The sequence below is a fragment of the Salinarimonas rosea DSM 21201 genome (genome assembly GCF_000429045.1).
Taxonomy (GTDB): Bacteria; Pseudomonadota; Alphaproteobacteria; order Rhizobiales; family Beijerinckiaceae; genus Salinarimonas; species Salinarimonas rosea.
In genome coordinates this window covers 61,268-73,696 of record NZ_AUBC01000019.1, presented here as the reverse complement: position 1 = coordinate 73,696, position 12,429 = coordinate 61,268, and the positions used below count along the sequence as shown (strand labels likewise).

Below are 12,429 nucleotides of genomic sequence, written 5' to 3'. Positions count from 1 at the left end.
CGGCCTTCGGCGTTTCCAGCACTATCGAGGAAATCCACGACCATGTCCGAGACCAAGACTCTCCAGGCCGTGGCGCGCGATCGGGTCGGCAAGGGGGCCGCCCGTGAAGCTCGCCGTCAAGGCCGCGTGCCCGCCGTCGTCTACGGGGCCGGCAAGCCGCCCCGCGCCATCGCAGTCGACTTCAACGAGATGAAGAAGCTGATCTACGCCGGCGGCTTCATGACCACGATGTTCGACATCGAGGTCGGCGGCGAGACCGAGCACGCGATCCCGCGCGACTACCAGCTCGATCCCGTCAAGGACATGCCGATCCACGTCGACTTCTTCCGCGTGGGCAAGGGCCAGACCATCGCGGTCGAGGTGCCGGTGCACTTCGTCAACCAGGAGAAGGCGGTCGGCATCAAGCGCGGCGGCACGCTCAACGTCGTGCGCCACACGGTGGAGCTGAACGTCCCCGCCGACGCGATCCCGGATTCGATCGACATCGACATCTCGACGCTCGACATCGGCGACAGCCTGCACATCTCGGCCGTCACCCTGCCCAAGGGCGTGACGCCGACGATCACCGATCGCGACTTCACGATCGCGACGATCGCCGTCCCGGCCGGCGTGCGCGAGCAGCTGCAGCAGGAGGCCGCCGAGAAGGCCGAGGGCGGCGGGGACGAGGGCTGATCCTCCGCCGGCTGAGACGTCTGTTCGGATCGAGCGCTCCGGCCGCAGGGCCGGAGCGTTTCGCCGTCGAAGGGGAGGGGCCCGTGCGCCTGATCGTCGGGCTGGGCAATCCCGGCACGCGCTATGCCGGCAACCGGCACAATATCGGCTTCATGGCTGTGGACGAGATCGCCCGCGTCCACGCTGCCGCCCCCTGGCGCCGACGCTTCCAGGGCGAGGCGTCCGAGGCGCTCGTCGGGCGCGAGCGTGTGCTGCTGCTCAAGCCGCTCACCTACATGAACGAGAGCGGGCGCGCGGTCTCCGAGGCGATGCGCTTCTACAAGATCCCGCTCGACGACGTCGCCGTCCTCCACGACGAGCTCGACCTCGCCCCCGCCAAGCTGCGCATGAAGAAGGGCGGCGGCAACGCCGGCCACAACGGCCTGCGCTCGATCACCGCGCAATGCGGCAACGACTACCGCCGGGTGAGGCTGGGCATCGGGCACCCCGGCGACAAGGCGCTGGTCCACGGCTACGTCCTCAACGACTTCGCCAAGTCCGAGCAGCCGTGGGTGGAGGACCTCTGCCGCGCGGTGGCCGACCACGCCGAGCTGCTGGCCAAGGGCGACGACGCCTCGTTCCAGAACAAGGTGCACCTCGCCATGGAGGGGCGCGGCTGGGGCGACGTGAAGCGGCCGGGGGAGAAGGGCGGTTGACTTGAGGAACGCCCCCTCATGTCATTCATCCATCCGGGGCGATAGGAGGTCCACCGTGGAGTTGGAAGATCGAGACGATCTCATCGTCTTGGACAAGCTGAGGAACGAAGCTGCTCTGCGGGGTATCGGCTTGCTGGACCTCATCGCGGATCTCCTGGGCGAGCCGCGTCCGACACCACAGACGATCGCGATGCAGCGCTTCCTCGCCGGGCCGCCCATGGATCTTCTCGACGAGAACGGCAGGGCGCCGACGCGCGACCAGATCTACGACGACGATCCGAAGTGAGCCGAGCGCACGCGAAGAGATTTGCCGCTTCACCCGAAGCGAAGACATGGTACACGAAACCCGCTTCGAAGGCGTGACCGTGATCAGTCCCTTCGAGGTCGCGCCTCACGAGATCTGAACACGAGACGAGCAGGACGGACATGGGCTTTCGCATGGGCATCGTCGGGCTGCCGAACGTCGGCAAGTCCACCCTCTTCAACGCGCTGACCCAGACGGCCGCGGCGCAGGCGGCGAACTATCCGTTCTGCACGATCGAGCCCAATGTCGGCGACGTCGCCGTGCCCGACGAGCGGCTCGACACGCTCGCCGCGATCGGCAAGTCGGCGCAGGTGATCCCGACCCGCCTCACCTTCGTCGACATCGCCGGCCTGGTGCGCGGCGCCTCGCGCGGGGAGGGGCTCGGCAACCAGTTCCTGGCCAATATCCGCGAGGTCGACGCCATCGCCCACGTGGTGCGCTGCTTCGAGGACGAGGACGTCACCCACGTCGAGGGCAAGATCGACCCCGTCGCCGACATCGAGACCATCGAGACCGAGCTGATGCTGGCCGATCTCGACAGCCTGGAGCGGCGCGTGACCGGCCTCGAGAAGAAGGCAAAGGGCGGCGACAAGGAGGCGAAGGAGAGCCTCGACCTGTGCAATCGCGCGCTCGTGCTGCTGCGCGACGGCAAGCCCGCACGGCTCGTCCAGGTGACTGCGGAGGAGCGCCGCGCCTTCGACATGCTGCAGCTCCTCACGGCCAAGCCCGTGCTCTACGTCTGCAATGTCGAGGAGGCCTCCGCCGACGCGGGCAACGACTTCTCGGCGCGGGTCTTCGCCCGGGCGAAGGAGGAGGGCGCACAGGCCGTGGTCGTCTCCGCCAAGATCGAGAGCGAGATCGCCGTCCTCCCCGAGGCCGAGCAGGCGGAGTACCTCGAGGCGGTGGGCCTCGCCGAGCCCGGCCTCAACCGCGTGATCCGCGCCGGCTACAAGCTGCTGGGCCTCTTGACCTACTTCACGGTCGGTCCGAAGGAGGCCCGCGCCTGGACGATCGCGAACGGAACCCGCGCGCCGCAGGCGGCGGGCGTGATCCACACCGACTTCGAGAAGGGGTTCATCCGCGCCGAAACCATCGCCTACGACGACTACGTGTCGCTCGAGGGCGAGGCCGGGGCGCGCGAGGCGGGGAAGATGCGGCTCGAGGGCAAGGAGTACGTCGTGCGCGACGGCGACGTGATGCACTTCCGCTTCGCCCCCTGAGGGGAGGCCGATCGCCGTCGATCCCGGCCTAATCCCCCTCCGCAACCTTACGGACCCTCGCGGCGTTCGGCATCGCATGAAGCTCGAACGCCGCCACGACTGGGATCTCGACGTCGACGCCGCCCTGCGCCTCCAGGAGGCGCTGAAGGGGGATGTCGACGTCTCGACGCCGCTCGATCTCGACGCCATCCGGCTGATCGCGGGATCGGACGTCGTCATCAAGGACGACGAGGCTCACGCCGTCGTCGTCGTCGCCACCTTCCCGGATCTCCAGCCGGTGGAGACCGTACACGGCCGCGGCACGGTGCGGCTGCCCAACACCCCGGCGATGACGAGCTTTCGCGAGGGGCCGGCGCTCCTCGACGCGTTCGAGAAGCTGGAGCACGAGCCCGACGTCTTCCTCTTCGACGGGGCGGGCATCGCGCACCCGCAGCGCTTCGGAACCGCCTGCCATCTCGGGCTCTTCCTGGGGCGCCCCACGGTCGGCTGCGGCAAGACGCGGCTGTGCGGGCGCTTCGCGCTCCTGCCGGAGGACAAGGGCGCGATGGCGCCGCTCACCGACGACGGCGAGACGATCGGCATGGCGGTGCGCACGCGCACGCGCATGAATCCGATGTTCATCTCGCCGGGCCACCACGCCGATCTCGACGGCGCGGTCGCGCTCGTGCTGCGCACCACCGAGAAATACCGCCTGCCCGAGCCGATCCGGCTCGCCCACAAGGCCGGGCAGGATCAGGCGGCGCGGTAGGCCGGAGCGCTCGCGAGATAGCGCCCGTAGGCGGCCGCGCTCGGGGGCAGGAATGTCTCGGCGAGGATGCCGCCGCGTCGCTCCCGGCAGCCGATGTCGGCGAGGAGCTCGTCGAGATAGCGGAAGTGGTAGGGTGCCGAGCACAGCCCCCCATAGACCTGTGCCGCCGGCCGGACCCTGCGCCGCCAGGCGAGGTGCGCGTCGATCGCCGCGTTCATCGCCTCGGGCGTCGGCTGGCGCGCCAGCGTCCCGTCCATGTAGCGCACCAGCCATTCCGCCGAGATCTCGCTCGTCAGCACGGTGGCGAAGCTCGAGTTGAAGCCGACGAAGCCGAGGTCGGGCACGTCCGGGCTCGCGGCGAGCCGGTGGAGGCGGTACTGACCGTCGGCCTCGCGGATCGTGTCGAGCACGTCCCGAGGCAGATAGGAGACGCCGAGCGTCCAGCCGGTGGCCTGGATCGCCACGTCGATCGCGAGGCGCTCGCCGCCGGTGAGGACGACCGTGCCGGGCTCGTAATGCTCGAACGTGCCGCGATGGGCGGTGATGCGGCCGGCGTGCAGCATCTCGTAGAAGCCTTCCGTCGCGATCGGCAGGCCGCAGGAGATGGCGTCCTCGATGGGGACGGAGGGGCGCATGCCGAGCTTCGTGAGCCCGAACTGCCGGTCGAGCAGCGTCTCCAATGCCCGCCAGTTCGCCCAGATCGCCGGCTTGGCGAGCGCGTAGGCGACGCGTCCGGCGCCGCCGGTGTTCCAGCCGGGGAACATCGCCTCCGACGCGCGGCAGTAGAGGATGTGCTTGAAGTTGATCCGCTCGGCGAAGCGGTAGGGGATGCGCCAGACCGGCTCGCGGTAGACGATCGCAACCGAGCGTGCGCCCGCCTTCGCCGCGCTCACCGCGACGTCGGTCGCGGATTTCGAGAAACCGAGCACGACGACGTCCTTGTCCGCGACCATGGCCGGGTCCGTGTACTCGCTCGAGTGGAGCACCCGTCCGCCGTTCGTCTCGAAGTCCTCCTGGCCGGGATGGCGGGGGCTGTTCTTCTCGTTGAACGTGCCCGAGGCGACCACGAGCGCGTCGAAGCTCGACGTCGCCTCGCCGCCGTTCCGGCAGCGCGTGCGCACTTCCCAGCCACCGCCCTCGCGGCGCTCGGCCCGCACGACGCTGCGACCGAAGGAGATGTGGGCCATGAGCCCGTTTTCCTCGGCGAACCCGCGCAGGTACTCGTAGACCTCGCGGCCGCTCGGCCATTCCGCATAGCCGGTCGGCATCGGCCGGCTCGTGTAGCAGTAGAGGTCCTTGGGGCTCTGGGTCTTGATGCCCGGATAGGAACGCGACGGCTCCCAGACCCCGCCCAGATCGGCGGCGCGTTCGTAGACGGTCGGCTCGTGCCCGTGGCGCGCGAAGGCGTTCGCCGCCGCGAGGCCGGACACGCCGGCTCCGACGACGCACACGCGCTTGCGTGTCGTCATGATGGTTCTCCAGCTCTTCCGACGTCGGCTGCGGGTGCGCGACCGGTCCTCAGGACATCGTCAGGGGATCGAAGGTCATCTCCTCCGGCTTCAGGAAGAGGACCTCGCGCATGGCCGACTGGCGGACGACCTCGGCCGGGTCGCCGAGGTTGTGGAGGTTGTCGAACAGCTCGCGCAGGCGCCGGGCCGGGCTCACCCAGAACAGGGCGCGGGCGTCCCGGTCGGTGAGGTTGTAGTAGCCGTGCGGAATGCCCATCGGCATGCGCACCAGGTCTCCCGGGTTCGCCTGGTGGTGCTCGCCGTCGAGGTAGAGGTCGAAGCGCCCCTCGAGCACGTAGATGAACTCGTCCTGCGTCGGGTGGACGTGCGGGGGCACGAAGGTGCCCGGCGGATCCAGCGTCTCGAAGGAGAAGCAGCTCTGCCCCTCGGTCTTCAGCCAGTAGGTGTGGCCGAGGATCGACCATTCGACGGAGCGCACCCCGGTTCCGGCCCGGGTGATGCCCGGCTCGGTCATGACGGGGGCGAAGTTGGCTGGAGTCGTGTCCATGTCGCTCTCCTCCCGCGGCCGGCCGGTTTTCCGGTTCGTGCGGCCGCGTCTGTTCCCGACGACGAGTGAAGCGCGGGCGGGACTTGGCCGTCTATCCGCTGCGCGAACCGACTATCCCCCGGGCGAAGCATCGATCGCGCGAATGCGCGACGCTGACACGGGATGCCCGACCTGCTAGGCTCCTCGACCTGTCCTTCCCGAAGGGAGGTCGCGCAATGCCGGAGCCGTTGCTGTCCGCCTACGCGAAGGTCGACACGCGCGACGTCGACGAAGCCGCCGAGCAGGTCGGCCGCATCTTCTGCGCCCATCGTCTCACGGCTCTTTCGCGCGAGCGGACGTTCAATGCGCGCCATCACCATTGCGGGGTGAGCGTCGGCGAGGCGCGGGCGGGTGCGATCAATCTCGTCGCCTACGGCGGCGACGTCGCCATCGATCCCGGCTGCCTCGATCGCTTCTACCTCGTGCAAGTTCCGCTCGCCGGCGAGGCGACGATCGCCTGTGGCCGCCGCGAGACGCAGACCGGACCGGGGCGGGCCGCGTCGATCCTCTCGCCGACCGAGCCGGTGACGATGCGCTGGTCTCGCTCCTGCTCGCAGCTCATCCTGATGCTGGAGCGCGCTCACGTGGAGCGCGCCGCCGCGCGCCTGCTCGACCGGCGGGAGGGAGCGCTCGTGTTCGCGCCGCGGCTCGACCTGGAGCGCGGCGTCGGGCCGGTGATCGTCGCGCAGATGCGGCGCCTGGCCACCCTGGCCGAGGCGGGGGTGCGGGAGCCCGCCGCGCTGGCGCGGATGGGGGAGGTGCTGGACGCGGCGCTGGCGACGCTTCTCTTCGGGCAGCCCTCCGACGCCGCCGCCCCCGAGGCCGCGGCGCCGGCGCCGCCGCGAGCCGTCGCGCGGGCGCTCGCCTTCATCGACGCGCATCTCGCCGACGAGATCGACCAGGTCGCGCTTGCGGAAGCCGCCGGGACGGGGCTGCGGGCCCTCCAGGCGGCATTCCGGCGGAGCCTCGGGCGGAGCATCGGTGAGGTGGTGCGCGAGCGGCGCCTCGACGCGCTGCGCGCCTGCCTCGTGGACCCGGCGGAGCCCCGCGGGGTCGCGACGCTGATGCTCGACCTCGGCCTCTGGCACTTCGGCCGCACGGCCCAGGCCTACCGGGCCCGCTTCGGTGAGACCCCGCGCGAGACCCGCGCGCGGCGCTGAGCCGGCGCATCGCGCTCGAGCCCCGTATCTTCGTCTCCGAGGCGAGTTGCAAGCAAGCCGGGGGGCCTCACCTCGGGGCGATCGGGCGATCGGGCGGTCGGGCCTCGGCGCCGGACCTCGCCTCCTGCTCCACCTCGCTCTGCCGAACAAACGGCGCCGCCGGGGCACGAACCTCGTCCACCGCCCCGTCGCCTTCAGCAGTCGCGGGGCCGCGATGCCGACGGCGCCTCCCGGGCGCGGAGGTCGGCGTCGTGTGCGCGATGCCTCAGCGGGAGAGCTCGGCCGCGAGGCGGTGCAGGAACGCCTCGCCGTCCGCGAGCTCGTCGAGCGTGATGTACTCGTCCGCCTTGTGGGCGCGGGCGATGTCGCCGGGCCCGCACAGGACGGTCGGCAGGCCCGCGCCCTGGAAGCGGCCCGCCTCGCTGCCGTAGGAGACCGTGACCGGCCGGTTCCGGCGACCGATGCGCAGCGCGAGCCGCTCCGCCTCCGATCCCGGCTCCGGCGCGAGCCCCGGCACGTCGACCGACCAGACGTTCGAGATCGTCCCGAACGGTCCCCACCGCGTCAGCCGCTCTTCCTCCACGGCGCGCGAGAGCGCCTCGACCTCGGCCTGGAGCGCGCCCATGTCCACGCCGGGAATGTAGCGGATCTCCCACCCGATGTCGCACACGCGCGCGAGGATGTTGCGCGCGCTCCCGCCGGCGATGGTGGCGACGTGGAGCGTCGAGAAGGGCGGATCGAAGCGCCCCGTCGGGTCGCCGTCGCCGATCAGCCGGTCGCCCAGGGCGTTCAGCCGCGCAACGAGCGCTCCCGCGGCCATCACGGCGCTCGCGCCCTCGGTGATGCGCGAGGAATGCGCCTCCGTTCCCGTCACCCGGGTCTCGCACATCGCGACGCCCTTGTGCGCGTCCGCGACCTCGAGCCCGGTGGGCTCGCCGACGATCACGGCGGCCGGGCGCGGCAGGGCGCGCCCGAAGGCGGCGATGGCGTCGACGACGCCGAGGCAGGTCGTCTCCTCGTCGTAGGAGAGGACGATATGGATCGGCCGGGCGAGGTCCGCGGCGACGAAATGCGGCACGAGGGCGAGAACGAGCGCGTCGAAGCCCTTCATGTCGGTCGCGCCGCGCCCGTAGGCCCGCCCGTCCGCCACGCGCAGGCGGTACGGATCGCTCGACCAGGCCTGGCCCGCGACGGGGACGACGTCGGTGTGGCCCGAGAGCACGATGCCCCCGTCGACCCGCGGCCCGATGGTGGCGACGAGCGCCGCCTTGTCGCCCGCCGCGTTGGGCAGGCGGATCGCCTCGACGCCGTGGGCGGCGAGCCAGTCCTGGGCGAAGTCGATGAGCGGGAGGTTCGATTTCTGGCTTTCGGTGTCGAAGCCGACGAGCCGCTCGAGCATCTCGAGCGGCGACAGGGAAGCGGGGCTCATCGAGGCGGGGACCTTCCGGGGCGGGTGGGGGAGAGTCAGTGCAGCGAGCGGCGCGCGTCCGGCGCGTCGAGGGAGAAGGCGGGGATCTCGGCCTCGAAGACCTCGCCCTCGCCACGCTCCATGCGATAATGGCCTTGCATCGTGCCGTCGGGCGTGTCCAGCGGGCAGCCGCTCGTGTAGGTGAACATCTCGCCCGGGCCGAGCACGGGCTGCTGCCCGACGACGCCGGATCCGTGAACCTCCTGCACGCGGCCTCGGCCGTCGACGATCTTCCAGTAACGATCGCGTAGGCGCACGCGCTCGGGATTGAGGTTCACGATCTCGACGGTGTAGGCGAAGAAGTACCGCCCCTCCTCGGGGCGGGACTGCTCCTCCATGTAGGACGGCGTCACGGTCACGCGGACGCCGTTCGTCACGGCGGTGTACATGAGCGGCCTCCGGCACGGTCGGCCCGGGCGCGTCCGGCCCGTGCGGACACGAGGTGAAATGATGCACGAGGTGGTAAGCCGGCACATGCCCATCGTCAATCGCGGCAATCCGCGAACGCCTACGGGAGGGCATCCGTGCTCGACGGGGTGATGCGCCGCCTGATCGACCCGCCGCTCGACCGGATGGGTGCGATCCTCGCCCGTGCGGGCGTCGGGGCGGACGCGATCACCATCGCGGGCCTCGCCTTCGGGCTCGCCTGCTCGGCGGCGATCGCGGTCTCGGCCGACGCCGTCGCGCTCGCCATGCTGGCGCTCTCGCGCCTGTGCGACGGGCTCGACGGGGCGGTGGCGCGCGCGAGCGCCAAGACCGACCGCGGCGGCTTTCTCGACATCGTCTTCGACTTCGTCTTCTACGGCGCGGTGCCGCTGGGCTTCGCGCTGCGCGACCCGGCGGCGTTCGGCCTGCCGGCGGCGGTGATCCTGTTCGCGTTCTACGTCAACGGCGCGAGCTTTCTCGCCTTCGCCGCTGTCGCCGCCAAGCGCGGCATGGAGACCGCGACGCGGGGCATCAAATCGATCTACTTCACCGCCGGGCTGGCGGAGGGCACGGAGACGATCCTGGCCTTCGCGCTGATGATCCTCGTCCCGGACTGGTTCCCCATCATCGCCTACGCCTTCGCCGGGCTCACCGCGATGACCGCGATCTCGCGCATCGCCTTCGCCTACGTGCTGTTCCGCGACGAGGAGGACGGGGCGGGCGAGGGGGACGGGGGAGGTGGCGCGCCGTAACGCTTGTGGAAGCGCGCCAGGGCATCGAAGAGGCCCGCCTTGCCGGTGTCCCGGACGAGGTTGACGCAGAGCACCGCATCGAAGCGGCCCTGGAGGTGGCTGAGAATGCCCGGCAGCCGTCGCCGCGTCAGGTGCGGATGGGCGGCGGGGTTCTTCAGGAAGAGGCCGATGTAGACGTACCGACCGTGCCGGCTCGTGCGGGTGTCGCGCTCGATCCTCGCGATCTCGGTCCAGGGCAGCGGGCACTTCATGTAGTGCGTGTAGAGCAGGCCCTCGGGGGCGAGAACGACGATGGGCCTCGAGGAGGCGAAGCGCCAGATCACCGTGAGGACCATGCCGGCGGCGAAGAGAACGAGCACTGCGGCCAAGATGGGGCCTTCGCGACTCGGCGGCGGCTCCATCGCCCATCCGTACGCGCCCAAGGACGCGAAGAGGGCGACGATCGGTGCCGTGAGGAGCGCCAGACCGAGGGTCTTGCCGAACCCGTAGCCGTAGGCGCGGCGCTCCCGCGCGTCGTCCGGCTCGACGATGCCGGGGGCGAACGCCTCGATCGCCTCGACCACGCGATCCGGAGCGAGTCCGAGCCGCTCGACGGGAAGGTAGATGTCGTATTGCAACGCGTCGCGCCAGCCGGGAGCGGGAGCGTAGCGCCCGGCAACACCGGCGCGCGCGGCGGGCCGGAGCCGGATGCCGAGCGCGCGGAGGCTCGGCCGGAACGGCCGCCCGATGCGGATCGATGCCACGCTCGCGACGTCGCTCCACGGGAGCGGTGCCGAGAGCCAGGGCCGCGAGCGGATGCCGGACGGCCCGATCGTGATCACCGGCATCCGGTCGAAGAGCTCCCACAGGCCGAGAACGAGCAGGTACGCGGCCGCGAGCGCCGGCGGCGGCGCCAGGAGCAGCGTCGCCGGATGGGACCAGAACGGCCCGTCCGCCATGAGATCGATCAGGGCCGAGACCAGGAGCAGCGGAAGGGCGAGCAGAAGCGACACCACCGCCTTGCCGAGGCTCCAGTAGAGCCGGATATCGCCTGTCGATCCCATCTCGCTCGCTCACACCGTTCCAGCGTGTGAGATGCACCATCTGCCGGCCGCGGCCGCAATGCTCAATCGCGAGCACGGTTAACCCGCGCTCCGGGGTCGCGCACTCCCTCGGCTTACCGCCCGCTCTCGGCGACCGACCGCCGCACGCCGCCGTGTCCGGCAGGCGCCGCCGTCCGCCGGCGCGGTCCGCGTCTCGGCAACCGAGCGACGGCACGTGGCGATTGTTCGACCCCTCGTGGCGCCGCCACGCAAAAAAAAGCCGCCGGGGTACGGCGGCCTGAAGTCTAGGGAGGAAACGCCCAAGGAGGGCATGTGGCCGGGCGACGGATCGCATCGTCCACGATCGGAAGATAGGCGCGTGCAGTGCAAAATCCAAGATGAAAAGGACAGCATGGTTGCCCAATTTTTACACGTCCTCGTGAAGCGCTTCCGAAGGGGAAGTGCCGCCGGCGCGCCGCATCCGGGTCGCGAGCCTGCCGCAAAGGGCGGCGATGACGCGCCGCGCAATCATCATGGACGTGGCGCGCGCGAGCGCGGGGAGCAGACGGATGCAGGAGACGTCGGGCAGGCACCGGGAGGGGGACGCGGCAGCCAGAATCGAGTCGGCGCTCGCCGCCGTACGGGCGCTCTCGGGGGAGCTCGCCGACCGACGGATCGCGGCCGCGCGCCGTGCGCTCGCGGACGTCCACCTCCGCGCCGCCGCGGTGCGACGCGGCGGGTCCACGCGTCGGCCGTGAATATCGCGGCGGTGCGACGCGAACGGGCTTTACTGTGCGCGAAAGCCCGTGCCACTTTGGCGCTCAACGGGGGCATCGCCTCCGCTCCGCAAGAGGGGTTCGCTCACATGAAGAAGACGATCACCGCCCTCCTGGGCGCGACCGCGCTCACGCTCGCCGCCTTCGGCCCGGCCGCGGCGCAGGAGGACGTGCGCCCGGCCATCATCTACGACCTGGGCGGCAAGTTCGACCGTTCGTTCAACGAGGGCGTCTTCAACGGGGCCACGCGCTTCGAGGAGGAGACCGGCATCGACTTCCGCGAGTTCGAGCCCCAGAACGACGCCCAGCGCGAGCAGGCCATGCGCCGCTTCGCCGAGCAGGGCTTCGAGCCGATCCTGGCGGTGGGCTTCTCGCAGCAGTCCGCGCTCGAGCGCGTCGCCGCCGAGTTCCCGGAGACCGACTTCGCGATCATCGACTCCGTCGTCGACCTGCCGAACGTCGCCTCCTACGTCTTCAAGGAGCACGAGGGCTCCTACCTCGTCGGCATGCTCGCCGCGATGGCCTCGGAGTCCGACACGGTCGGCTTCGTCGGCGGCATGGACATCCCGCTCATCCGCAAGTTCGCCTGCGGCTACGCCCAGGGCGTCAAGGCCGTGGCGCCCGATGCCGAGGTCCTGGTCAACATGACCGGCACGACCGGCGCGGCCTGGAACGATCCCGTCCGCGGCGGCGAGCTCACCCGCTCGCAGATCGAGCAGGGCGCGGACGTGATCTACCATGCGGCCGGTGGCACCGGCATCGGCGTGCTGCGCGCGGCGGCGGACGCCGGCAAGCTCGGCATCGGCGTCGATTCGAACCAGAACATGCTGCATCCGGGCTCGGTGCTCACCTCGATGCTCAAGCGCGTCGACAACGCCACCTACCAGCTCTTCACCGCCTCGCGGGCGGGCGAGTTCGAGCCGGGCGTGCAGGTGCTGGGCCTCGCCGAGGGCGGCGTCGGCTGGGCGCTCGACGAGAACAACGAGAACCTGATCACGCAAGAGATGAAGGACGCGGTCGCCGAGGCGGAGCGGCAGATCATCGCCGGCGAGATCGATGTGCACGACTACATGACGGACTCGTCCTGCCCCGCCGTGTCGATGTGATCGTCACGCACGCACGAGCGTAAGG

The 12,429-nt window shown here is 70.6% G+C and carries 13 protein-coding genes; 8 read left to right on the top strand and 5 right to left on the bottom strand.

Annotation, left to right across the window (positions count from 1 at the left end; translation table 11 throughout):
• The first annotated feature begins 42 nt into the window (after positions 1-42).
• The 5 genes from G407_RS0115710 (at position 43) to G407_RS0115690 (ending at position 3,639) form a co-directional block, all read left to right on the top strand.
• Positions 43-672 (top strand): 50S ribosomal protein L25/general stress protein Ctc, encoded by a 630-nt coding sequence (locus G407_RS0115710; protein WP_029031584.1) that lies wholly within the window; start codon positions 43-45, stop codon positions 670-672.
• Positions 673-755: 83 nt separating this feature from the next.
• Entirely contained in the window at positions 756-1,367 is a 612-nt protein-coding gene (gene pth / locus G407_RS0115705) for an aminoacyl-tRNA hydrolase (protein WP_029031583.1), read from the top strand.
• Between the two features lie 55 nt (positions 1,368-1,422).
• Positions 1,423-1,653: a hypothetical protein gene (locus tag G407_RS31810; RefSeq protein WP_029031582.1), complete on the top strand. Its 231-nt coding sequence runs from the start codon at positions 1,423-1,425 to the stop codon at positions 1,651-1,653.
• Between the two features lie 140 nt (positions 1,654-1,793).
• On the top strand, positions 1,794-2,891 hold the full coding sequence (gene ychF / locus G407_RS0115695) for a redox-regulated ATPase YchF (RefSeq protein ID WP_029031581.1): 1,098 nt from the start codon (positions 1,794-1,796) through the stop codon (positions 2,889-2,891).
• Positions 2,892-2,967: 76 nt separating this feature from the next.
• Positions 2,968-3,639 carry an endonuclease V gene (locus G407_RS0115690; protein ID WP_029031580.1) on the top strand — a complete coding sequence of 224 codons (672 nt, stop codon included), beginning with the start codon at positions 2,968-2,970 and terminating at the stop codon, positions 3,637-3,639.
• Here G407_RS0115690 and G407_RS0115685 read toward each other — a convergent pair.
• On the bottom strand, positions 3,624-5,108 hold the full coding sequence (locus tag G407_RS0115685; RefSeq protein WP_029031579.1) for a flavin-containing monooxygenase: 1,485 nt from the start codon (positions 5,106-5,108) through the stop codon (positions 3,624-3,626). The two genes, G407_RS0115690 and G407_RS0115685, sit on opposite strands and share 16 nt — an antisense overlap.
• A 49-nt stretch (positions 5,109-5,157) precedes the next feature.
• Complete coding sequence (locus tag G407_RS0115680) at positions 5,158-5,655, bottom strand: cupin domain-containing protein (protein ID WP_425337502.1); 498 nt, start codon at positions 5,653-5,655, stop codon at positions 5,158-5,160.
• A 215-nt stretch (positions 5,656-5,870) separates the two neighbouring features.
• Between G407_RS0115680 and G407_RS0115675 the strand changes: the two genes are divergently transcribed.
• On the top strand, positions 5,871-6,854 hold the full coding sequence (locus G407_RS0115675; RefSeq protein ID WP_052341441.1) for an AraC family transcriptional regulator: 984 nt from the start codon (positions 5,871-5,873) through the stop codon (positions 6,852-6,854).
• A 265-nt stretch (positions 6,855-7,119) separates the two neighbouring features.
• Here the strand turns inward: G407_RS0115675 and argE are convergent, their stop codons facing one another.
• Together argE and apaG are read right to left on the bottom strand one after the other, a co-directional pair.
• Positions 7,120-8,283, bottom strand: coding sequence for an acetylornithine deacetylase (argE, locus tag G407_RS0115670; protein ID WP_029031576.1), 1,164 nt, complete (start codon positions 8,281-8,283; stop codon positions 7,120-7,122).
• A 35-nt stretch (positions 8,284-8,318) separates the two neighbouring features.
• Positions 8,319-8,711 (bottom strand): Co2+/Mg2+ efflux protein ApaG, encoded by a 393-nt coding sequence (apaG, locus tag G407_RS0115665; protein ID WP_029031575.1) that lies wholly within the window; start codon positions 8,709-8,711, stop codon positions 8,319-8,321.
• Positions 8,712-8,846: 135 nt separating this feature from the next.
• On the opposite strand from apaG, the gene G407_RS0115660 reads away from it, so the two are divergent.
• Positions 8,847-9,500, top strand: coding sequence for a CDP-alcohol phosphatidyltransferase family protein (locus G407_RS0115660; protein ID WP_029031574.1), 654 nt, complete (start codon positions 8,847-8,849; stop codon positions 9,498-9,500).
• Here the strand turns inward: G407_RS0115660 and G407_RS0115655 are convergent.
• Positions 9,434-10,543, bottom strand: coding sequence for a hypothetical protein (locus G407_RS0115655; protein ID WP_029031573.1), 1,110 nt, complete (start codon positions 10,541-10,543; stop codon positions 9,434-9,436). The two genes, G407_RS0115660 and G407_RS0115655, sit on opposite strands and share 67 nt — an antisense overlap.
• Before the next feature lie 844 nt (positions 10,544-11,387).
• Here G407_RS0115655 and G407_RS0115645 point away from each other — a divergent pair.
• On the top strand, positions 11,388-12,404 hold the full coding sequence (locus G407_RS0115645; protein WP_029031571.1) for a BMP family lipoprotein: 1,017 nt from the start codon (positions 11,388-11,390) through the stop codon (positions 12,402-12,404).
• Positions 12,405-12,429: the final 25 nt, after the last annotated feature.